This window comes from Microbacterium sp. ACRRU (genome assembly GCF_022346945.1).
GTDB classification, from domain to species: domain Bacteria; phylum Actinomycetota; class Actinomycetes; order Actinomycetales; family Microbacteriaceae; genus Microbacterium; species Microbacterium mcarthurae.
On the sequence record NZ_JAKRNI010000013.1, the window covers coordinates 26,567 to 47,567 of the forward strand.

Below are 21,001 nucleotides of genomic sequence, written 5' to 3' on the forward strand. Positions count from 1 at the left end.
GTTCACTGCTCCTCGGTGTTCTCGCGGGGGTCGGCGGCGAGCCAGCCCTCGATTCCGGTGTCGATGTCTCGCGCCTCCGGCCAGAGCGCGTCGAGCGTCGCGGCGTCGATCGCGCGGAGTTCTGCGTCGTCACGATCTGCCGGTGCCAGCGCATCGTCGGTGGCGAAGAGCTCGTACTCCCAGTCGGTCGACGTGGCGAAGCAATCGACGAGGTAGGAGTACTGGCCGACGTACGCGAGGAACTCGCCCTTGCGCAGGTGCCGGGCCATCTCGACGTGCGGCGCCGGCAGATTGAGCCGGGCGCGCAGCGCGGCCTGCTCCTGGCTGTTCACGCGGAAGATGAACTTGTTCTCGATGTCGCCGACGATCGAGTACGCGAGCGACCGCTCGAGCGAGCCCTCGTCACCGACGGCATCCAGATCGCCCATCTTGTGAAGGATGACGATGTTGCTGATGCCGTAGTGGCGCGAGAGCTTGAGCCACTGCTGGAACATCTGCAGCGACGTGAGCGACGTCATGTCACGCCATCCCTCCTCGCGGACGACGTAGCGGGTGCGCTTGGCGGCGCGGTCGGAGATGACGGCCTGAATCCACGCAGTCGAGCACACCTGTGTCAGCTGCGCCGCGAGGTCACCGCGGGCGAAGAGTTCGGAGGTGTCGGTGACGACGATCGGGGCATCCTGATCGAACTCGACGGTCGACTCGTCCTCGAAGAGACCCGAGAGGTCGCCCTCGACGAAGCGGCGCAGGACGAAGCGCGGCTGGATCGCGCCGTCGGCGGCGTGGAACGCGGCATCCGTCTCAGCTGCGATGGCGCCGAGGTCCTCGAAGACACCCCGCAGGGTCGGGCGATCGCCGGTGCGGGCGATGCACCGGTCGAGCGCATCGAGAAGCGCGGCGTGCTCGATCGCCGAGAGTCGTGCACCGAGCGTCATCTCGATGAGCGCGATGAGGGTGCCGATGCGCCGCTGCTTGACCATCTGCTCGTGCTGCTCGTCGGTGCTGTCGGTGCGGCGCGGACCCCGGTCGAGCGGGTTGAGGCGCGTGCCGGCGCCGCCGCCGAGGCGGATCACGCGACCGCCGGGGATCGCCTCGGCGACGCTTACCCACTCGCCCTTCGGATCGGACGGGACGACGACCTGATGGCCGAACGCGATCGACCGGGTGACAAGCGTCTTCACGGTCGCGGACTTGCCGCCCCGGTACGCGCCGAGCACGAGGATGTTCGTCGAGAACGTGCCGCGCTCGGACGAGTCGACGTACGCCTCCCACGGCGAGAAGTGCCAGAGCGCGTCGGCGTTGAGGTCGACGCCGAGGATGGGGCCGCGGTGGCCGAGGCCGGAGTCGGCGACGAACGGGTAGATCCCGGCGATGTGCTGCGAGGTGGCCTGATGCGCGGGGATCGACGCCTTCGCGAGGTTCCAGTACCCACGGTTGACGAGCCCGGGACCGAACGGCCCCGGAACGGCCGCCTCCGGAAGCCCACGATCGCGACGCGAAGTGCGCGCCGGTTCCTGCTCTTGCCGAGCGCGGTTGATCTCGCGCTGGAGATCGCGCTTCTCGCGTCGGCTGAGCTCGACGGGAGTGAAGGATGCCGCGTGCTTCACCATCACTTCATCCCCATTCCGATCGGCAGAGCGTTGACCATGAGCGCCTCGGCCTGTTGGCAGTAGAGGACCTGCGCCTCCATCCCCGCGCGCGACAGCGCGTTGCGCATCCCGGCGATCGCCTGGTCGAGTCGCTCCTCATCCGGCGCGGTGACCGTGAGGTACGCGCCGTACTGGAACTCGCCGTGGCCCCGCGCGATCTCCTGCTCGCGCTGCTCGAGGGCGCGCCAGTCCGCGGCATCCGCTGCCGACCCGTCGGCGCCGCGCTTCGCGCGGAGCGACTCGTTGCCGCGCCACACCTTCTTCTCGTCGCGGATGCGCTTGAGCGCCTTTGACACCGGCACCGGCGTGAGCACGATCGAGAAGATGTGCGTGATGGCCTCGCCGGTGTTGGGGTGCCGGGCGAAGACGACCGGCGAGAGGAAGCCGATCGGGGAGTCGGAGCGCGGCCACTCGTGCACCCACATCGTGGTGTGGACCCCGGAGTCCGTGACGACGATCCCGTTCCGACCCTTCGGCTCCTCGATGTACATCGGACCGATCGCGGCCGGATCGACGCCGGCGACGGCATCCGGCCGGTTCTGGACGATCGGCGCGAACTCGGGATCGAACGCGAGACGGCCGAGCGCGGCGACGTCGCGCGGCGAGAGCCAGCGACGCACCGTGATCTTCGCGGCCGTGAGTGCGTCGGCGAGGTTGCCCGCCTCGATCTGCGCGAGCGTCACAATCGCCTCCTTGCCGCCGCCGAGTGCCTTGAGCTGCCCGCCGAGCGACACGAGGTCGAGAGTCAGGACGATGTAGTTGCGGTGCGCGACCTCGAACCGCTCGGAGCGATCCATCACGTCCTGGTAGTTGTGCGCGACGGGGGAGTCGGGGTTGAGCTTCCTCACGCGCCGAACGGTGTCGTAGTGCTCGCGCGCCGCGCGGATCGTCGTCGGCAGGGTGCGCTCCTGCAGCGTGACGCGCTTGACGCCGGGGCGCTGGGTGAACGGGCCGAGGACGCGGTCGAACTGCTCGGCGAGGTCGAACCGCTCGGGCAGGTCGTGCATGAGGAAGCCCTGCACCTCGAGTTCGGCGATCACCGACACCGACCGGTCGTGCGGGTTGTAGGTGGCCGCGACGTTGTTGACGTCCCAGAGCTGGATCGACGCGCGCGTGCCCGGGAGGTTCAGCGTTCCCGTCAGGCGCGGACGTTCGGGCCGGAACTTCTCGGTCGTCGCGCCATTCGCGTGCCGCAGTTGCTTCATGAGCCACAGTCCCGCCATTCGCGGTGTCGACACTCCGTGGATGCTGGTGAGCGCCGTGATGCCGAGCGCCAGATACAGCGGTGCGCCGTACAGCAGCCCGAGGGGGCCGAAGCGGTTCACGAAGATGAGCAGCACCAGGGCGGCGGCCGAGACGAAGGCGAGCTGCCACGGGTCCATACCCATGACGACGCCCTGTCGCGACCGGCGCGGCAACCGCACGGGACGTGCGTAGTCGGGGGTAGCAGTCATGACGAGCTCCGATCAGGCTTGGGGGTTTGGGGAGGCTGTGCCGACGACGGCGGAGATGCGGATGCCGGGGGAGCGGGTGTCTGGCTGGGGCGCGGCGACGCGGCGGGGGAGGGAGCGGGCGTCTGAGCTGAGCGGGTCGTTGTGGCCGTGGCGGCGCGCGACTGGGCCGGCGTGGACGCACCGCGCGGGGCGGAGCCTGTCGCGGTGCGGGTTGTCGCGGGCTTCGGGGAGGAGGACGGCGACGGTGACCCCGGACGCGAGCCCGCAGGTCGCACACCCGAGGGGAGCGCACCGAGTCTCGTCGGGATCCGGAAGGCGGAGCGCGCAGCTCCCGCGGCCATCCGCCCGCCGTGCGAGCCGAGCCGAGAGCCGATGCCGTCGGCCGCGACCGCGCCCGCGAAGCTGAACAGGCCGAAGATCGCGAACGGTGCGAACGCCACCAGCACCAGGCCGACGATGAGCGGCCACGACTGCGGGTTCCAGATGGTCTTGACGGACGCCAGGCCGTTGATGATCAGTGTGACGAAGCCGATGGTGAGCGGGCCCGTGAGCAGGAGCACGAAGACCGCCGAGACGTAGCGGACCACCCATTGTGGTCCGATCCCGCGCACCGGGAACAGCATCCACGCGACCGGGCCGACCATGATCAGCGCCGCGAGCACGATGTTGCGGAAGGTGAACACGAGCATGAGGAGCAGCATCCCGAGCATCAGCAGGAAGTGGATGAGGAAGGCGAAGAAGTAGTTCGCCTGACCGCCTGCCCACATCACCGACTGGAGCGTCGAGTACAGGCCGTCGCGGCCGTCCTGCGCGAGGATGTACCACGTCATGTCGTCCACCGCGTTGAGCACGTGCCCGGTGAACCACAGCGTGATGGGCACGGCGGGGACGGCGATGAAGGACCGCACGAGAGCGCCGACGAGCTCTTCCCGATCGCCCGAGACGACGGCGGCGGCGATTGCCCACACCATCGCGCCGAAGGTGATGATGAGGATTGCCCACTGCCAGAACGACCACTGGTCGAGCGCTGCCGTCCACAGCAGCGTGGAGGTGTCGAAGCGCATGTTGTCGGCGACGAGGAACATCATGCCGGTGGCCGCGAGCGCCATGCCGCGGCCGGCGTTCTCGAACGTGACGCAGACGGCGTCGCCGAGGCTGCACCCGTACTTCACCAGGAGCGCCCGGCCGCCATCGGCTTGGATTGCCTGGACGTGACCCTCGTACGTCGTGCAGACGGTCGAGCGCGAGCCGTTCACCGAGACGCCGACGAAGCACTGCTGCGCGGTGACCTTGTTGGGGTCGTTCGGCGTGCACGTCACCTGATCGGCCGCGCTCTGGCAGTCGACGTCGAATGCCGGCGCCGACCACGGTTCACCGCTCAACGCCGCCATCGGCACGGCGGCCACTGCATCCGTCGTCGTCGCATGTGCGGGCGAACCCGACCCGAGCATGAGAAGGATGCCGACCGCGATGCCCACGCGGAGAGCGCGCGCGACGTTCATCAGAAGCCGAAGTCGAAGTTCACGAACCAGGCGAAGAGACCGGATGCTGCGCCGAGCACCGCGGCCGCGATGAAGATCCAGAGGATGTTCTCGCCGGCCCACGTGCGCACCCGGTCGGACGCGAGTCCCCGGAACGCGAGGGCCGCGCCGGCGATGATCAGCATGATCAACACGACAAGCATCGCTCCGGCGAGGATGTACGACGCGATGACCTGGAAGCCCTGGAAGAACGGGGCGGTGAAGTCCGGCTGGATGTCCGGAATGTCGACTTCGGTTGGTGCGGTGTAGGTAGACATGATCGTTCTCCTTCGCGATGACTACTTCAGGGGAAGGCCGCGTGCGGCCATGAAGGGCTCGGGAGGTATCGGGTTACCTGACTGACGGACTTCGAAGTGGAGGTGGCAGCCGAACGACTTGCCGGTATTGCCCTCGGCGCCGATGGGAGTGCCTGCGGTGACCGTGTCGCCCACCGATACGCGCAGCGATCCCCACTGCATGTGCCCGTAGAGCGTGACGATGCCGCCGCCGTGGTCGATCAGAACGGCGTTGCCGTAGCCCTGATACGACCCGGCGGTGATGACGACACCGGGACCCGCGGCGTAGACGGTCGCGCCGCATCCCTGGGCCATGTCGTAGCCCTGGTGGTTCGTCGAGCAGTAGCCGCATCCGACCACCGGGTTGTAGCCGAACCCGCGCCCCTTGAAGTAGCTGCCCGCGAGCGGGTAGCCCCAGTCGCCGCTGACGGCGGGCGCGGGATCTGCTGAGGTGTTGGTGGTCTCGGTGGTGCTCGCGGCGGCGCCGGCGACCGCGAACGGGATCGCGACGAGTGGCGTGACGATGAACCCCGCGACGAGCAGGATGCCGATGAGCACCCCCGCCAGGATCTTCCGACCAGTCCTCGTGTTGAGGGCTGCGGCGGCGATCACCGGGGCTCCCATGTCAGGGCTCCAACGGCTCCGTGAAGTAGCGGACGACCTTGCAGTCGCCGGCCTGCTGGTCGGTGTCGGCGGTCGGCACAGATGCTGCGCCGCAGAGCACCTGCACGCTCACGCGCGCCTGCTCGTCGTAGGACGTCTCGCCGCCGGAACCGTCCGAGCGAGTGAAGGTCAGTGTCACGTCGGCCGTGCCGATGGACATGTCGCCCGAGGGATCGTCGGTGACGGGCACGTCGGCGATGTCGCTGGTGACGACCGCGACGACGCGGCCGTTCTCGCCCGCGAGCGAGTCCCACTCCTCCTGCGGGAGCACGACGCCCTGTCGCAGCTCGGTCTGTGAGTCGGACATCGCCGCGAGCTGGTCCGCCTCGGAGGTGAACCGCGTGTCGGGCGTGAACCACGTGTCGAGGTAGTCGAGCCACTCCTCGCGCGCGCTCTTCGTCGTGTCGAACGTGGATGCCGCAGCCAGCGCCGCGCGGATGTAGCTGTCGGTGTCTGTCGTGATCGGCTCCGGCGTCCAGCCCTGGTCGGTCGTCATCGGATCGACGAAGCTGCCGTCCGGCTGCTCGGATGGCGTGGGCTCGGGGGTGTTCGAGGCGGTCGGCGTGTCAGACGGCGTCGGAGTCGGCTGAGCCAGCATCGCGCTGACGATGATGGCGACGATGCCCGCGATCAAGACCAGGCCGCCGACGATCGCCCACGCGATCCCCCGTCGCCCCGAACTCTGGCTCATCATCACCGGTCAGCCCTCCTGATCTTCCAGGACGGCAACCTTGCACGAACGGTACGGCTGGTGCATCGGTCGCCGTGACGGCATCCTAGGCACGTCAGGGCAACGCGGAAAAGGATTTGTTTCGAGGTTGTGGATAACGTCGACGTGGCTGACTTCTGTGGAGGAGAAGACGATCAGCGGCCGGGATTTTAGACCTCGGACCAGGCCGTTGTCTGTCCCCCAAAAAGGGGACAACGCCAGCCCCGCAAAATCTGCGAGGGGCGTGATGTGGGGGTGGCCGACTGACATGCCCACACCGTATATCAGTGTGCGTAGGAAGTAAACAACTAAATCGGATGCTTTGCTGGACTTCGCAACTACCTCTGCGACACAATTGCCGCATGCCTCGTCTCGCGCAACCAGCGGGCTCAGAAGACGCCCAGGACCCGATCGCGCTGCTCGGCAACCTCGTCAAGGCGGCGATTCTCCGCTACCTCCGCTCGAACCCCGACGTCACGGTCGGTCCAATCTGCGACGCCCTGGATCTCGGCCCCACGACAGTCCAGCCACGGCTCAACGAACTCGAGGCCGCAGGCCTCGTGATCGCCGACCCGCCGTCGGTGCCGGGGGAATCCAGAAAGGGTGTCTGGGTCAAATACAGCGTGAACAACGAGGCCGTCACCGACCTCTACCTGCGTCTCGGAATGGCGATCGGGGAGTTCTGACGGTTCGCGTGTCCGCGGTCGGGGGTATGCCTGGGGTGTAGCCCGAGGAGGTGGTCGCGGTGGATGTGTGGATCTGGTGCGTGCTCACAGGCGTCGCCGCGGTGCTCGTCGTAGGTGTATGGCTGAGGCGCCGCGCTCGCCGCGTGTACGTGATCGACCATGTGCGCGTCGAGATGCATCCGGCACGCGTCGTCGAGGACCGCGTGATAGAGCACGTCTGGCGTGCGGCGATCTCGATGACCAACACATCGCGGCGGCCCCGGATGCCTCCGACGCTTGGTGAGCGCGTGACGGTGAATTGTGGCGGCCGCTCATACTTGGCCAGCGCCTTCCTCGATGCAGAGCCGGTCGAGATCAATCCGGGGGACGTCGCCTTGGTCTGGGTCGATGCCGTTCTCCCCGCGGATTCGCGGCCAAGGTCCTGCGCGCTCGTCCACCTGCGAATTCAACGTCCGCCGCGATCGCTACGATTCCTTTGGAGTGGCACGCGCCGAAGAGATCTGGCGGATCCCGATCGTCCAATGCGCTTGCCCGCCGGGGAAACCGACTGGGGAGCAGAGCGTGAAGTACAGCAGTGAAGCCGAGATCAAGAAAGCGCTCGACATCGAGTCGTGGAGGAACCTCTCCAAGGACAAGATGATCCGTTTCGCGGCGATGATGCCCGACATGGATCGTGAGGTCGCCTTGAAGATCGTCGAGCAGTTCCCGGCGTTCAAGGATTTCGCGATGGAGACCGTCGGCGTCATGGAGCGCGCCCAGGAGTCCGCGCTCCAGAACAACAAGGAGAGCCAGGCTCAGGTGCACCAGGCTTTCCAGGAGATTCGCGAGATCCTCAAGGGAGAGTTGGCTCAGGAGGACCTGCCTTGGGAGCAGCGCAAGCAGATTCTCGAGCTCATCCTTGAAACGGGGAACAAGGAGTTCGCGAAGGATACGGAGAACAAGGACTTCCTGAAGCAGATCATGAAGGGTGTCGGCGTCGTCGCCGTGTCCGCACTTGCTTTGGGGATTGTGTTCGTCGGCGGCAAGATCATGATGGAGCAGTCCGGCGATGCGCTCGAGGCCTGACGGACACCGAAGGGCGCACGTGCCGAAACCTGGACGGGCCACTCTCCTGGTCCCCATCTTGTTGCTTGCGATCTCGACCGCTGGATGCGCTGCACCGCCGGAGATCGTGGTCGATGAAGCCGATGCCGCGGTTCCGACTGAGACTCAGTCTGCAGCAGACGTGGCCGCCGAGGCCGCGAGGAAAAATCTGAGGAAGGCCTGCTCGAAGTTCGGTGACTCGATGTCAGCGTTCGTGGACATGTCCCGCGCGGACCCGACGGTCGAGACCTACGGCGCCGGGCTAAAGGAGTTCGCATTCTCGCTCGGCGATCAAGCCCTCGACGCGGGGGATACGGGCGACGTCGGCCTTGATCTCCTGCTTGCGAGCCTCGCCTCAGATACGGCCGCTTTCGCGGACGAATATGCCGTCACGGGCGAAGTGTCGACTGCTCGGTGGCTGGCCTTCCGCACGGGAGTGAAGGCTGTTGCGGACGGCTGCGGACAGACGTGGTACTTCGAGGACTAATGGGTGCGCTGGCGCAACCCGCGCGCTCGTGAGCGAATTGGACGCCGTAGAGAGTGTTCGACGAGTTACCTGCCGACTGGGCGGCCGCAATCCAGTCCCATTCGTTTGACCATCGCGACCTGGAAAGACTCGTCAGCGAGCTCGACAGCACGTTCCGAGGGCCGCAGCCTGCTTCCGCGAACCGTCTCGTGACGCCGAACCGTGATCTTGTCTTTCGTGCGTTTCACCTCACTCCACTCGAGGAGGTCCGCGTAGTCATCCTTGGGCAGGACCCGTACCCACAGGCCCACCCGGATCCCTCGCCGGCACGGGACGGCGTTGCAGACGGACTGGCGTTCTCCTCTGCCGGGCTCTGGCCGCAGAGTTCCCTGGTACCACTGCTGTGGGAGTTGCGACGCTCAGGTCTGCAGACCAATGCACCTTGCGGTGCTGACCTGGGAGCGTGGGCAAGGCGTGGGGTACTACTCCTGAATGCGTGGCTGGTCTACGCCAGCGACGGGCTGCCAGCGGGTCTGCGTGGGGTCTCCCGGGACTTCACTCGGGCTGTGCTCGCGAGTTGCATTGCGCTTACCGAGCCGCCGGCCTTCCTTGTCCTGGGTGATCGCGCCTGGGGTGTTGCCAAACCGGTGCTCAAGGGGCTGCCGCCATCCCAGGTGATTCGTACGGGTCATCCAAGCCGACCACCATGGCCAGACGGCACCGGAGCGCAGCAACCGTTTGTCCAACTGAACGACTTCCTAGGACCTCGGCTCGTCGATTGGAACCTGTCTTGAGCAACGCCACATCCCATTCGCCGTCGCGACCATGGTGGCAACGTTGGTGGGTATGGGTTGGGGCGATAGGTGGCGTCATCATCCTCCTGAACGTTCTATCGTTCCCCGCGGGACGCTATGAGTGCATCTGGCAAGGCGGCGCGCGTCCTGACGGCCTGCTGGGGGAGGGGCAACTCGTGGTGGATGTCGGCATGTGGCCAGCGACCTATCCGCTCGAGGCTCGCCTCTACACGACGAGTCAGGGCATGCTAATCGTCGACTCGGGTTGGACCCACGCTCACGGCACCTTCGATCGTGACTTCCATGCGGTGTTCCCATGGAAGGGGAGCAGCTACCAGGCCTTCTGCGAACTCCCTTGAGCTGCTCATGCGGTGGGTGGCGTGCCCAATGTGCACGCGCTCCGGGGTTGCCACGTTTCTGCCACGAATTGTATCGACCCCACATGATCGAACCGGGTATCGAGAACGTCAGGACGCCCGGTTTCGCGCGGATCCGATAAGCTCGGTTGCCGTCGGCGCGATTTCAAATCCCTCCGTCTCCGCCACGAAAAGCCCCGGTTCGCCGGGGCTTTCGTCGTTCGTGGTGCGTCTGTCGCGGCTACCGGGCCGGCGGCGGCGCCGTCGACTCGCGCACGACGAGCTCGGCCGACAGCTGAACCCGTCGGTGGGCGATCGTCTCGCCGCGCGACATGGCCAGCGCCAGACGCGCGGCCTCGGAGGCCATGCCCGCGAGCGGCTGGTGCACGGTCGTCAGCTGCGGGTTGACCCAGCGGCACAGGTCGACGTCGTCGAAGCCGACGACCGAGAGGTCTTCGGGAACCCGGAGTCCTCGTTCCCGCGCGGCGAGGTAGATGCCGTACGCCTGCTCGTCGGAGCCGCTGATGATCGCGGTGGGCCGCTCGGGGGCGTCGAGGAGCTTCCCGCCGTAGGTGATGCCGCCGGAGATGAGCGAGTCGCCCACCTGGACGAGCCCGGGGTCGGGGGTGATGCCGCGACGCCCGAGCGCGGACATGTAGCCGTCGAGGCGGTCCTGGTGGCACTCGAGGTTGAGCGGACCGGTGACGAATCCGATGCGCGTGTGCCCGAGATCGAGCAGATGGTCGGTGGCATCCCGGGCTCCGGACCAGTCGGCGGCGGACACCGTGACGAACGACTCAGTGTCGGTGCCGACGGGGTCGACGAGAACCACCGGCACGTTCAAGCGCGCGAGCTCTTCACGACCGACCGGATCGATCTCGGAGACGACGATGACGATTCCGTCGGTGCCCCGCCCGGCGACGCGCTGCAGCCATTCGGGGGTACCGGCCGGCGAGCCCTCGGTCGCGGTGACGACGAGATCCGCTCCCGCCCGGGCGGCTTCGGCCTGCGCTCCGCGCAGGAGCTCGGTGGCCCACTGGGTTTCGAGGCTCACGATCACGAAATCGAGAAGGGATGTTTCGCGTCGCGCCTTGCGTCGCTCGTACCCCCGCTCCTCGAGGAGCTTCTCGATTTCTTCGCGTTTCGGGGCGGAGATGCCCGGGCGCCCGTTGAGCACACGAGACACCGTCGGCACGGAGACCCCGGCGACGCGGGCGATCTCCGCCAGCGTGGCGGTGCGCTGCGACATGGGTTTCCTTCCCCCCGGAGCCCGCACTCTTGACCGCGGGCGGCGACGGATCTACTATAGCAACCACGCAAGTTGCGTAACAAGTTGTTCCTCACTTTGTTAAAACTTGCGATGCAAGATCATGCGGCTCGCGATGCTGCGAGCTCGCCTCACCTGCAGCACAAGAGGAGAAATCCATGTCGAAGAAGACATCGTCCTGGCGCCGTGCCGGCGCGACGGCGGTCGCCGGTCTCACCCTGCTGTCACTCGTGGCCTGCTCGGGAGGCGGATCGGGAGGCGACGACTCCGGGTCCGCCACCGAGGGGAATCTCGTGTGGTGGGGCTGGACCCCCGACAAGCCCGTCGCCGACCAGCTGATCGCCGCGTTCAACGAGGAGTACCCCGACATCGCCGTCGAGTTCGTCTCGAAGCCGATCGACAACTACGACTCGGTCATGGGTCCCGCCATCACGTCCGCCGACGGGCCCGACATCTTCAACGTCGCCCCGGGCTCGGCGAACGGCGGCGTCGAGACCTTCCAGGCGGGCGCGATCGACCTCGCCCCCGTCGTCGAAGAGGCCCTGGGCTCCGACTGGCGCGACAAGCTGTCGGCATCCGGGGTCGAGGGACTGGTCGTCGACGACAAGGTCGTCGGGCTGTCGGCCGGGTCGGTCTACTCGGGGAGCCTGTGGATCAACAAGGACATGTTCGACACCCAGGGCCTCACGCCCCCGACGACCCTGGAGGAGTGGAAGCAGGTCTGCGCCGCGTTCCAGGCCGCCGGTCAGGGTTGCTTCGTGCAGGGCGCGGGACAGTGGGCGTTCGACATGGACACCTTCGAGGCGATCATGGAGAACGTCGAGCCCGGGGCCTACATCGAGGCTTCGCTCGGCGAACGTCCCTACACCGACCCCGCGTTCGTCGAGGGGATGGAGATCTGGAAGTCGCTGTTCGACGACGGCATCATGCAGGACGGCGCCGTGGGGCTCCAGCAGTACCCCGACGCCAGCAACGCCTTCATGTCGGGCCAGTACGCGATGGTCATGATGGGCACCTGGTACACGCAGTACACCGTCCGCGACACGATGATCGGAGCGATGGAGGCCGCGGGCGTCTCCAACCCCGAGCCGTTCACCATGATCCCGATCCAGTTCCCGGATGTCGCCGGCACCGGCGAGACGGGCAACATGTTCGGTGACGCCGACTACGGCCTGGCGATCAGCGCGCAGTCCGACCAGCAGGCCGCCGCCAAGACGTTCGTCACGTGGCTGACCACGACCGAGGCCGGGCAGCAGACCGTTGCCAACACCCTCAACGACATCCCGTCGCTCCTGGGCATCCAGCCCCAGTGGGACGACATCGACCTGGTCAACCCCGAGGTCCAGCTCGACGCCCTGAAGGAGTACACCGACGTCGCGGCGTCGTCGACGCAGCCGCGGTTCGCGACGGTCTCCGCCGACCTCAACAGCGCCTTCCGTGACGCCCTCATCGGCGTCGCCACCGGTGACGTCACCATCGACGACGCCCTCGCGGGCCTGCAGTCCGTCGTGGACGCGCAGTAGCCCCGCGCCGAATCCCTCCGTGGGCGGGTCCACTCCCGCCCACGGAGGATCCCGCCCCACTCAAGGAAGAGCACATGAGCACCCTTACCGAAGCCGTTGTGACCGCGGGGCGGTCGCGACGCACCCCGGGCCGCGGTCCACGCCGTGCCGGACAGAGGTCCCCGTACCCGGGCGGCCTCGCGTGGATCCTTCCGGCGCTCGCACTGGTCGTCGGGATGATCTACTTCTCCATCGGCTACACCGGCTACGTCTCGACCCTCGACTGGAACGGGTTCATCCTCAGCCCGTCGGAGCCGGTCGGCGGCGACAACTACGCCGCGATGTTCGCCGACCCGATCTTCTGGCGCGCCATCGGGCACACCGCGATCTTCTTCGTGGTGACGTTCACGGCACAGACGGTGATCGGGTTCGTCTTCGCGGCGATCATGCACTCACGGATCCACCTGGCCCCGGTGTACAAGGTCATCATCTTCGTCCCGACGGTCCTCGCGCCCGCCACGATGGCTCCGGTCTTCCGCCTGATCTTCGATGCGAACGGCTCGTTCAACGGCATCCTGTCGGCGATCGGACTGGGGTCGCTCACCCAACCGTGGCTGGCGGGCAACGTCACGGCGATGGTCGTCGTCATGCTCGTGACCATCTGGCAGTGGACGGGGCTGACGTTCATCCTCTTCTACGCCGCGATGAGCCAGATCGAGCCCGAGATCCTCGAGGCGGCCCGCGTCGACGGTTCGGGCAACATCCGCACGCTCTGGTCGATCGTGTGGCCTATGTGCCGCGGCACCGCCGTCGCCCTCGCGGTGCTCGGCGTCATCGGCGCGCTGAAGACATTCGATGTCCCGTACCTCGTGACGCGGGCGGGACCCAACCACGCGACCGAGTTCCTCGGCACCTACATCTTCCAGACCATGGTCCAGGAGAAGCACTTCGGCTACGCCGCCGCGATCTCGGTCGCGCTTCTCGTGCTCGCGATCGGTGCGGGGCTGCTGATGAACCGGATCAACCGACAGTCCGAGAGGAGCTGACCATGTTCGACGTCCGATCCCGCGCCTCGCGGTGGGGCCTGCAGCTCCTCGCGACGCTCATCGTCGTGCCCTACCTGTTCCCGCTGGTCGCCATGGTGCAGGGTTCTCTCGCCGGTCAGGGTCTCGGCAACTACGCCAAGGTCTTCGCCACCGGCATCGTCCACACCTACTTCCTGAACAGCATCATCATCGCGGCGTCCACGATCGCCCTCGTCTACGTGTGCACGATGCTCGCGGCGTTCGGCTTCGCCAAGCTCCGCATCGCGGGCAAGGAGATCTGGTTCTGGCTCCTGCTCGTGGCGTTGACGATGCCCGAGGCGGTGCTGCTCACACCGCTGTTCGTCACGGCGTCGACCTTCGACATGTACAACGAGCTCATCGCCGTGATCCTGCCGCTCGCGGCGCTGCAGGTGCCGTTCACCGTGCTCCTGGCGCGCAGCTTCTTCAACGGCATCCCGAACGAGCTCATGGAGGCGGGACGCATCGACGGCGCGAGCGTCGTGCGCGTGTTCTGGCACATCGTGCTCCCGCTCACCCGTCCGATCGCGGGGGCCATCGTCGTGCTGACCCTCATCAACAGCTGGAACGCGTACCTGCTGCCGCTGCTCATGCTCAACGACCCGAGCAAGCAGGTGGTGACGCTGCTTCCCACGTTCTTCATGAGTCAGTACACCAATGACCAGACCGGTGTGCTGGCGGCGGCGGTCATCACGGCCGTGCCGGTGATCGCGGCCTATCTGCTCTTGCAGCGCTCCTTCGAGCGCGGCCTCGCCGCGGGAGCGCTGAAGTGACCGGCGGACTGCTCGCGGGCCAGTTCGCCGTGGTGACGGCGGGCACCTCCGGCATCGGTCGCGCCGTGGTCGAACGCTTCCTCGCCGAGGGGGCGGAGGTGCTCACGACGGGCATGACCGCGGCCCGAATCGACGAGGCGCGGAACACGTGGGGCGATCGCGTCCACGTGCTGCGGGCGGATGCCTCCCGACTCGACGGTCTCGACGAGCTCGCCGCCGCGGTGCGGGCGACGGGTCTTGGGGTGGACGTCCTGGTCGCGAACGCCGGGCGCGACGTCGACTCGACCCCGGTCGCGGAGACGGATGCCACGGCCTTCGACCACGTCAGCGATCTCAATTTCCGCGGCACGTTCTTCACGGTGCAGCGTCTGGTGCCCCTGCTCAACGACCACGGCCGGATCGTCCTGGTCTCGTCGATCGCCGGCTCGAACGGCGGTCCGGGCCACGCGGTCTACAACGCCACCAAGGCCGCGGTCCGCTCGCTCGCCCGCACTCTCACGGCGGAGCTGGGCGGACGCGGCATCCGTGCCAACTCGGTGAGCCCCGGTCCGACCGCGACGGCCGGATTCGATCAGTTCACCGGCGGCTCCGAGACCGTTGCTGCCGCGGTGGCCGAGATGGTCCCCCTGCGGCGGATCGGCCGACCGGAGGAGGTCGCCGCCGCCGTGGCGTTCCTCGCCAGCGCCGAGTCCAGCTTCATCGCGGGCGTCGATCTCGTCGTCGACGGCGGCATGAGCCAGGTCTGACCGCACCCGCCCCTTTTCCCATCCCCCGAGAAGAAAGACTCCCTCTTGAGCACTCCTCTGACCTTCGCCGTCGTCGGTACCGGCTGGCGATCCGACTTCCACATCCGCATGGCCGCGGCCGCGCCCGATCGGCTGGAGGCCGTCGGCGTCCTCGCCCGCAGCGACGAGGCCGCCGAGCGCATGGCCCAGCGATGGGGGATCCCCGTCGTCCGCACGATCGAGGAGATCGTGGCGCTCAAGCCCGACTTCGTGATCGCCTCGGTGTCGTGGCCCTCGATGCCCGGTGTCGTGACCGAGCTCGTCGAGCACGGGGTGATGGTGCTGGCCGAGACCCCGCCGGCCCCGACGGCCGACGGCCTGCGCGAGCTGTGGGCGGCGGTGGGAGCGTCGGGACGCGTCCAGGTCGCCGAGCAGTACATGCTCATGCCGGGTCACGCGGCGCGGCTCGAGGTCGTGCGGTCGGGGGCCATCGGCCAGCCGACGGCGGTCGAGGTGGCCTCGACGCACCTATACCACGCGACGTCGATCATGCGGTCGTATCTCGGCGCGGGAATGGCGGATGCCGTGGTCTCGGCGCGCACGTTCACGGCGCCGCTCGTGGACCCCCTGACCTTCGACGGCTGGGTCGAGAATCCGCAGCCGCAGCCGCGCACCACCACGATCGGCACGATCGACTTCGGCGACGGCCGCATGGGCCTGTACGACTTCGTCGACAACCAGTGGTGGAATCCGCTGCTGGCTCGGCGTCTCGTCGTCCGCGGCTCGCTCGGCGAGATCGTCGACGACGCCGTCACGCGCCTGTCGGGCGAGGGCGTGCTGACCTCGCCCATCACCTACCGGCGCACGGGCATCGACATGAACCTCGAGGGGAACGAGGTCGTCTCGGCCGCTTTCGAGGGGCGCATCGTCTACCGGAACCCCTGGGTGGGCACACGCCTGTCGGAGGACGACATCGCCGTCGCCTCATTCCTGGAGCTCACCGGTCGCTGGGCGCGCGGTGAGGCCGACGGCCCCTACTCTCTGGCCGACGCCTGCCAGGACCATCTGCTCGGACTCGCCATCGAGGAGTCCGCCCGCAACCGCGCCGACGTGCGCGTCACCAAGGAGGTGTGGGCCTGATGCCCCTCATCACGATTGAAGTCTCCGAGACCGTCCCCGTCGCGCAGCGCTTGGCCTATGCCGAGGCGGTGCACCAGGGTCTCGCCGAGGGCCTGGGCATGGACATCGAGGACCGTTTTCAGGTCATTCACCCGCTCCCAGCCGACCACATCATCGCCGACCCGCACTACCTGGGTGGTGAGCGTCGCGACGTGCTGTACGTCCGCATCCTGATGGTGCGCATGTACGACGACGAGACCAAGGCGCGCGCTTTCCGTGCCGTCGCGCGGCGCCTCGAGGCCGAGGGCGTGCGCCCCGACGACGTCTTCCTCGCGGTGACCGAGAACACCATTCAGGACTGGTACCCGGGGGCACGAGGGGAGTCCACCGACGATGTCTGATCTGTCGCAGCGCCGTGTCGGCGGACGTGTGCGCCTCGTCGACCCGACCGGGCGCCCCCTCGCGGGGGCCCGGGCGCGGGTCGAGCAGACGGCGCACGCGTTCGGGTTCGGCAACATCGGGTTCGACTTCATCGAGTGGATCGCCGGTGCGCCCGACATCGAGGGTGCGCGCGAACTCGAGCACTTCGGCGGGGCCCTGGCCCTGGATCCCGAACGGCTCGCCGCCGATTACCTCGAGCTCTTCAACGCGGTCACGCTGCCGTTCTACTGGCGAGGCTACGAGCCCCGCCGCGGTCAGACCGACGAGGCGCGCCTGAAGCGGACCGCCGAGTGGTTCGCCGCGCGCGACGTCCAGATCAAGGGCCACCCGCTGGTCTGGCACACCCTCACGCCGTCGTGGCTGCTCGACCTCAGCGACACCGAGGTCGAGGACGTCCTGCGCGATCGCGTGCGCACCACGGTGGCGAACTTCGCCGGGGTGATCGACCTGTGGGATGCCATCAACGAAGCGGTGATCCTGCCCGTGTTCACCGCCGAGGAGAACGCCGTCACGCGGCTGGCGCAGTCCAAGGGACGCGTCGAGATGGTCAGGCTCGCGTTCGAGTCCGCCCGCGAGGCGAACCCCGAGGCCCGCCTCGTGCTCAACGACTTCGATCTGTCGGCGGACTACGAGCGTCTCATCGCGGACTGCCTGGATGCCGGCATCCAGATCGACGCGCTCGGGGTGCAGACCCACATGCACCAGGGCTTCCGCGGCGAGGAGCAGATCGCACACATCCTCGAGCGCTTCGCGGCCTTCGGCCTGCCGCTGCAGATGACCGAGACCACGCTGCTCTCGGGCGAGATCATGCCCCCGGAGATCGTCGACCTCAACGACTACATCGTCGACGAATGGCCGAGCACCTCCGAGGGGGAGGCGCGGCAGGCCGACGAGATCGTGCGCCACTACCGCACGGTCCTCGCCCACCCCGCGGTCGAGTCGCTCACCTACTGGGGCATCACCGACCACGGCGCGTGGCTCGGAGCGCCCGCCGGTCTTCTCCGCGCGGACGGCTCGCGCAAGCCCGCGTACGACGCGCTGCATTCGCTCATCCGCGGCGAGTGGTGGGTGGGTCCGACCGACCTGACCGCCGACGCCGACGGCATCGTCGCGATCGACGGGTTCGCGGGCCGGTATCGCGTCGACAGCGGCGCGGCATCCGCGGTCGTCGAGCTGACGGATGCCACCCCGGTCGAGATCGTGGTGGACCCCGATGCGCGGTGAGGCGGCCGAACTCGCACGCGTCGGCGGCAGGGTGAGCGACGTCGTCGCCCTCGCCGCCGACGCGGCCGCGGCCGTGCGTGCGGCGAGCCGCGAGGTCCGGGCCGGGTGGCTGCGCGCGATCGCAAAGGCGGTGGATGCCGCGGCGGACGCGCTCGTCGAGATCGCCGACCGTGAGACGCACCTGGGCGCCGAGCGCCTGCGCGGTGAGGTCGCCCGCACCACCGGGCAGCTGCGGCTGTTCGCCGGAGTCCTCGAGGAGGGCTCGTACCTCGAGGCCATCGTCGACGCCGCCGACCCCGCCGCCGTTCCGCCGCGGCCCGAGCTGCGCCGCCTGCTCCGCCCCCTCGGCACGGTCGCCGTCTTCTCGGCGTCGAACTTCCCCTTCGCGTTCTCGGTCGCCGGCGGCGACACCGCCGCGGCCCTGGCGGCGGGATGCCCCGTCGTGGTGAAGGGGCACTCCGGTCACCCCGAGCTGTCGCGGGCGACCGCGCGGATCGTGACCGACGCGCTCGCCGCCGCCGGCGCGCCGACCGGCGCCTTCGGTCTCGTCGAGGGTCGCCAGGCGGGTCTGGATCTCGTGCGGGCACCGGTCGTCCGCGCCGCGGCCTTCACCGGGTCGCTCGCCGGGGCGCAGGGCCTGATGGACGAGATCGCCCGGCGTCCCGACCCGATCCCGTTCTTCGGCGAGCTCGGGAGCACGAACCCGGTCGTCGTCACCCCCGGCGCGATCGCCGCCCGGGGCGACGCGATCCTCGACGGGCTCGTCGCCTCCTTCACCCTCGGCGGGGGACAGTTCTGCACCAAGCCGGGACTGGTCTTCGTGCCGCGCGGGGTCGCGGACGACCGACGCCTGCACGAGCGCGTGGCCGAGCGCCCCGCGTTCACTCTGCTCACCGATCGCATCACCGAGGCGTTCGCGCCCGGGGTCGCGCGTTTGCGCGACGACGGAGCGGCACGGGTCGTCGCGGGGCACGCCTCCGAGGCATCCGGTCCCGTCCGCGCGATGGTCGTCGCCACCGACATCGGCACGTTCCTCGGACGCTCCGACGTGCTCCTGGAGGAGTGCTTCGGGCCCGTCACGGTGCTCGTGGAGTACGACAGCGTCGCCGAGGTGCCCGCGGCGCTGTCCCGCGTCGCCGGATCGCTCACCGGAACACTGCACGCGCAGCCGGACGAAGCGATCGACGACATCGTGGCGGCTCTCGAGGAGCGCGTCGGACGCGTCGTGTTCGACGGGTGGCCCACCGGCGTCGCCGTGACGTGGAGCCAACACCACGGCGGACCGTGGCCCGCGACCACGAGCGCGTTCACCTCGGTGGGCGCGACCTCGATCCGCCGCTTCCTACGCCCCGTCGCCTACCAGCAGGCACCCGCCGCGGCGCTCCCCGCCGACCTGCGCGACGAGGCTCTCGCCGGCATCCCGCATCGCCGCGACGGCGAGCTCGTGCTCCCGTCGAAGACGGAAGGAACGTCATGACCGGCCCGGAGGGCGGCGCACGCAGCGCCCAGTTCTACGGCGGCGAGGACCGCAACGCCTATCTTCACCGCGCGTGGATGCGCCGGGGCATGCCCGATCACGCGTTCGACGGACGGCCCCACATCGCAATCGCCAACACCGCGTCCGAGCTCACCCCGTGCAACTCCCATCTCGACGAGGTGGCGCAGAGCGTGAAGAACGGGGTCTACGAGGCCGGCGGCATCCCTCACAATCTGCCGATGGTCTCCATCGGCGAGACGACCGTCCGCACGACCGCGATGCTGTGGCGGAACATGGCCGCGATGGCGGCGGAGGAACTCCTCCGCGCCAACCCGGTGGATGCCGTGGTGCTGCTCGGCGGATGCGACAAGACCATCCCCGCCCTCCTCATGGCCGCCGCCTCCGTCGGCATCCCGGCGATCGTCGTTCCCGGCGGGCCGATGCTCAACGGCACCTTCCGTGGACAGCCCCTCGGCTGCGGAACCGACGTCTGGAAGCTCAGCGAGGAGGTGCGCGCGGGAGGCCTCGCGAGCGACGTCTTCCGCTCGACCGAGTCGTCGATGATCCGCAGCCGGGGGCACTGCAACACGATGGGCACCGCCTCGACGATGGCCTTCATGGCCGAGGCCCTCGGCATGACGCTGCCCGGGATCGCCGGCATCCCGGCGCCCGACAGCCGGTTGCTGGAGTACTCGCACGCGACCGGCCGGCGCATCGTCGAGCTCGCCCGCGAGGGACTGACTCCCGCGGATGTCCTGACGAAGGCGTCGTTCCACAACGCGATCGTCGCGCTCGCCGCGATCGGCGGCTCGACCAACGCCGTCGTGCACCTGCTCGCGATCGCGGGACGCGTGGGCGTCGACCTCACGCTCGACGACTTCGACGCGATCGGGGACGGCGTGCCGCTGCTGGTCAATCTCCAGCCCGCGGGCGCGTTCCTCATGGAAGACCTGTTCCGCGCTGGAGGCTACCTCGCGGTGCTGCGCGAAGTGCGCGAGCGGCTCGATCCCACGGCGATCACCGTCGCGGGACGGCCGCTGGTCGACGAGCTCGACGCGCACGAGGTCTGGGATCGTGCGGTGATCCGCACGGCGGACGAACCGCTGCTCCCGGATGCCGGAATCGTCGTGCTGCGGGGAAACCTCGCTCCGTCGGGAGCGATCATCAAACCCGCCGCGGCGACGCCCGCGCTGCTGCGGCACCGCGGACCGGCTGTCGTCTTCGACTCCGTCGAGGACCTGCGGGCACGCATCGACGACCCCGACCTCGACGTCGACGAGAACTCCGTGCTCGTGCTGCGCGGGTGCGGGCCGCGGGGTTATCCCGGCATGCCCGAGGTGGCGAACATGCCTCTTCCGCGGAAGCTCCTCGAGCGGGGGGTGCGCGACATGGTCCGCATCTGCGACGGACGCATGAGCGGAACCGCGTACGGCACCGTCGTGCTGCACGTCGCGCCCGAGGCTGCCGCGGGCGGACCGCTCGCCCTCGTGCGCGACGGCGACCTGATCGAGCTCGACGTGGCCAGCCGGAGCCTGACCATGCTCGTCCCCGACGAGGAGCTGCGCGCCCGGAAGCCGGCGCCGGCCGCCACCGCTGCGTACGCCTCGCCGCGGCGCGGGTGGGAGCAGCTCTACGTCCAGCACGTCCAACAGGCCGACACCGGCGCCGACCTCGACTTCCTGGTCGGGGCGACGGGACCGGCCGTGATGCGGGAGTCGCATTGACCGTGAAGG

General features: G+C 68.5%; 19 protein-coding genes. 12 read left to right on the plus strand and 7 right to left on the minus strand.

The window, feature by feature from the left end; translation table 11 throughout:
- Nucleotides 1-2: 2 nt before the first annotated feature.
- Genes MHY30_RS08295 through MHY30_RS08320 form a run of 6 tightly spaced genes read right to left on the minus strand, consistent with a single transcriptional unit; the run spans nucleotide 3 to nucleotide 6,273 of the window.
- A complete protein-coding gene (locus MHY30_RS08295; RefSeq protein ID WP_239276403.1) occupies nucleotides 3-1,610 on the minus strand; it encodes a hypothetical protein in 1,608 nt (535 codons plus the stop codon).
- The gene (locus MHY30_RS08300) at nucleotides 1,610-3,103 is read right to left on the minus strand and encodes an SCO6880 family protein (RefSeq protein ID WP_239276404.1); all 1,494 of its coding nucleotides are present in this window, start codon (nucleotides 3,101-3,103) and stop codon (nucleotides 1,610-1,612) included. Before MHY30_RS08300 ends, MHY30_RS08295 begins: the two co-directional genes overlap by 1 nt.
- The gene (locus MHY30_RS08305; protein ID WP_239276405.1) at nucleotides 3,100-4,605 is read right to left on the minus strand and encodes a hypothetical protein; all 1,506 of its coding nucleotides are present in this window, start codon (nucleotides 4,603-4,605) and stop codon (nucleotides 3,100-3,102) included. The genes MHY30_RS08300 and MHY30_RS08305 overlap by 4 nt, the downstream gene beginning before the upstream one ends.
- Nucleotides 4,605-4,901 carry a hypothetical protein gene (locus tag MHY30_RS08310; RefSeq protein ID WP_239276407.1) on the minus strand — a complete coding sequence of 99 codons (297 nt, stop codon included), beginning with the start codon at nucleotides 4,899-4,901 and terminating at the stop codon, nucleotides 4,605-4,607. Before MHY30_RS08310 ends, MHY30_RS08305 begins: the two co-directional genes overlap by 1 nt.
- Nucleotides 4,902-4,922: 21 nt before the next feature.
- Nucleotides 4,923-5,543 carry a M23 family metallopeptidase gene (locus MHY30_RS08315; protein WP_239276408.1) on the minus strand — a complete coding sequence of 207 codons (621 nt, stop codon included), beginning with the start codon at nucleotides 5,541-5,543 and terminating at the stop codon, nucleotides 4,923-4,925.
- Between the two features lies 1 nt (nucleotide 5,544).
- Nucleotides 5,545-6,273 (minus strand): hypothetical protein, encoded by a 729-nt coding sequence (locus MHY30_RS08320; protein ID WP_239276409.1) that lies wholly within the window; start codon nucleotides 6,271-6,273, stop codon nucleotides 5,545-5,547.
- Between the two features lie 380 nt (nucleotides 6,274-6,653).
- Between MHY30_RS08320 and MHY30_RS08325 the strand changes: the two genes are divergently transcribed.
- From MHY30_RS08325 to MHY30_RS08335, 3 genes are all read left to right on the plus strand, one after another.
- Complete coding sequence (locus MHY30_RS08325; RefSeq protein ID WP_239276410.1) at nucleotides 6,654-6,977, plus strand: helix-turn-helix transcriptional regulator; 324 nt, start codon at nucleotides 6,654-6,656, stop codon at nucleotides 6,975-6,977.
- Between the two features lie 480 nt (nucleotides 6,978-7,457).
- Nucleotides 7,458-8,042 carry a hypothetical protein gene (locus tag MHY30_RS08330; RefSeq protein ID WP_239276411.1) on the plus strand — a complete coding sequence of 195 codons (585 nt, stop codon included), beginning with the start codon at nucleotides 7,458-7,460 and terminating at the stop codon, nucleotides 8,040-8,042.
- Between the two features lie 106 nt (nucleotides 8,043-8,148).
- A complete protein-coding gene (locus MHY30_RS08335; protein WP_239276412.1) occupies nucleotides 8,149-8,547 on the plus strand; it encodes a hypothetical protein in 399 nt (132 codons plus the stop codon).
- A 1,370-nt stretch (nucleotides 8,548-9,917) separates the two neighbouring features.
- Here the strand turns inward: MHY30_RS08335 and MHY30_RS08340 are convergent.
- The gene (locus MHY30_RS08340; RefSeq protein WP_239276413.1) at nucleotides 9,918-10,925 is read right to left on the minus strand and encodes a LacI family DNA-binding transcriptional regulator; all 1,008 of its coding nucleotides are present in this window, start codon (nucleotides 10,923-10,925) and stop codon (nucleotides 9,918-9,920) included.
- Nucleotides 10,926-11,101: 176 nt separating this feature from the next.
- On the opposite strand from MHY30_RS08340, the gene MHY30_RS08345 reads away from it, so the two are divergent.
- The 9 genes from MHY30_RS08345 to MHY30_RS08385 all read left to right on the plus strand — a co-directional run bounded on the left by MHY30_RS08345 (nucleotide 11,102) and on the right by MHY30_RS08385 (nucleotide 20,992).
- Nucleotides 11,102-12,466 (plus strand): extracellular solute-binding protein, encoded by a 1,365-nt coding sequence (locus MHY30_RS08345; RefSeq protein WP_239276414.1) that lies wholly within the window; start codon nucleotides 11,102-11,104, stop codon nucleotides 12,464-12,466.
- 74 nt (nucleotides 12,467-12,540) lie between these two features.
- A complete protein-coding gene (locus MHY30_RS08350) occupies nucleotides 12,541-13,491 on the plus strand; it encodes a carbohydrate ABC transporter permease (RefSeq protein ID WP_239276415.1) in 951 nt (316 codons plus the stop codon).
- Between the two features lie 2 nt (nucleotides 13,492-13,493).
- On the plus strand, nucleotides 13,494-14,282 hold the full coding sequence (locus MHY30_RS08355; RefSeq protein WP_239276416.1) for a carbohydrate ABC transporter permease: 789 nt from the start codon (nucleotides 13,494-13,496) through the stop codon (nucleotides 14,280-14,282).
- Nucleotides 14,279-15,028, plus strand: a complete 750-nt coding sequence (locus MHY30_RS08360; RefSeq protein ID WP_239276418.1) for an SDR family oxidoreductase — start codon at nucleotides 14,279-14,281, stop codon at nucleotides 15,026-15,028. The genes MHY30_RS08355 and MHY30_RS08360 overlap by 4 nt, the downstream gene beginning before the upstream one ends.
- A gap of 45 nt (nucleotides 15,029-15,073) precedes the next feature.
- Complete coding sequence (locus MHY30_RS08365) at nucleotides 15,074-16,147, plus strand: Gfo/Idh/MocA family protein (RefSeq protein ID WP_239276419.1); 1,074 nt, start codon at nucleotides 15,074-15,076, stop codon at nucleotides 16,145-16,147.
- Nucleotides 16,147-16,527, plus strand: a complete 381-nt coding sequence (locus MHY30_RS08370; RefSeq protein WP_239276420.1) for a tautomerase family protein — start codon at nucleotides 16,147-16,149, stop codon at nucleotides 16,525-16,527. Before MHY30_RS08365 ends, MHY30_RS08370 begins: the two co-directional genes overlap by 1 nt.
- Nucleotides 16,520-17,791 carry an endo-1,4-beta-xylanase gene (locus tag MHY30_RS08375; RefSeq protein ID WP_239276421.1) on the plus strand — a complete coding sequence of 424 codons (1,272 nt, stop codon included), beginning with the start codon at nucleotides 16,520-16,522 and terminating at the stop codon, nucleotides 17,789-17,791. Before MHY30_RS08370 ends, MHY30_RS08375 begins: the two co-directional genes overlap by 8 nt.
- Nucleotides 17,781-19,268, plus strand: coding sequence for an aldehyde dehydrogenase (NADP(+)) (locus tag MHY30_RS08380; RefSeq protein ID WP_374204595.1), 1,488 nt, complete (start codon nucleotides 17,781-17,783; stop codon nucleotides 19,266-19,268). The genes MHY30_RS08375 and MHY30_RS08380 overlap by 11 nt, the downstream gene beginning before the upstream one ends.
- Nucleotides 19,265-20,992, plus strand: a complete 1,728-nt coding sequence (locus tag MHY30_RS08385) for an IlvD/Edd family dehydratase (protein WP_239276423.1) — start codon at nucleotides 19,265-19,267, stop codon at nucleotides 20,990-20,992. The genes MHY30_RS08380 and MHY30_RS08385 overlap by 4 nt, the downstream gene beginning before the upstream one ends.
- The last annotated feature ends 9 nt before the right edge of the window (nucleotides 20,993-21,001 follow it).

Bases quoted from the DNA above. Each gene is read 5' to 3' on its own strand.
- MHY30_RS08315 (WP_239276408.1), bottom strand. From the start codon at position 5,543: ATGGGAGCCCCGGTGATCGCCGCCGCAGCCCTCAACACGAGGACTGGT.
- MHY30_RS08380 (WP_374204595.1), top strand. From the start codon at position 17,781: ATGCGCGGTGAGGCGGCCGAACTCGCACGCGTCGGCGGCAGGGTGAGC.
- MHY30_RS08300 (WP_239276404.1), bottom strand. From the start codon at position 3,103: ATGACTGCTACCCCCGACTACGCACGTCCCGTGCGGTTGCCGCGCCGG.
- MHY30_RS08320 (WP_239276409.1), bottom strand. From the start codon at position 6,273: ATGAGCCAGAGTTCGGGGCGACGGGGGATCGCGTGGGCGATCGTCGGC.
- MHY30_RS08370 (WP_239276420.1), top strand. From the start codon at position 16,147: ATGCCCCTCATCACGATTGAAGTCTCCGAGACCGTCCCCGTCGCGCAG.
- MHY30_RS08345 (WP_239276414.1), top strand. From the start codon at position 11,102: ATGTCGAAGAAGACATCGTCCTGGCGCCGTGCCGGCGCGACGGCGGTC.
- MHY30_RS08350 (WP_239276415.1), top strand. From the start codon at position 12,541: ATGAGCACCCTTACCGAAGCCGTTGTGACCGCGGGGCGGTCGCGACGC.
- MHY30_RS08355 (WP_239276416.1), top strand. From the start codon at position 13,494: ATGTTCGACGTCCGATCCCGCGCCTCGCGGTGGGGCCTGCAGCTCCTC.
- MHY30_RS08340 (WP_239276413.1), bottom strand. From the start codon at position 10,925: ATGTCGCAGCGCACCGCCACGCTGGCGGAGATCGCCCGCGTCGCCGGG.
- MHY30_RS08310 (WP_239276407.1), bottom strand. From the start codon at position 4,901: ATGTCTACCTACACCGCACCAACCGAAGTCGACATTCCGGACATCCAG.
- MHY30_RS08295 (WP_239276403.1), bottom strand. From the start codon at position 1,610: ATGGTGAAGCACGCGGCATCCTTCACTCCCGTCGAGCTCAGCCGACGC.
- MHY30_RS08385 (WP_239276423.1), top strand. From the start codon at position 19,265: ATGACCGGCCCGGAGGGCGGCGCACGCAGCGCCCAGTTCTACGGCGGC.
- MHY30_RS08305 (WP_239276405.1), bottom strand. From the start codon at position 4,605: ATGAACGTCGCGCGCGCTCTCCGCGTGGGCATCGCGGTCGGCATCCTT.
- MHY30_RS08325 (WP_239276410.1), top strand. From the start codon at position 6,654: ATGCCTCGTCTCGCGCAACCAGCGGGCTCAGAAGACGCCCAGGACCCG.
- MHY30_RS08375 (WP_239276421.1), top strand. From the start codon at position 16,520: ATGTCTGATCTGTCGCAGCGCCGTGTCGGCGGACGTGTGCGCCTCGTC.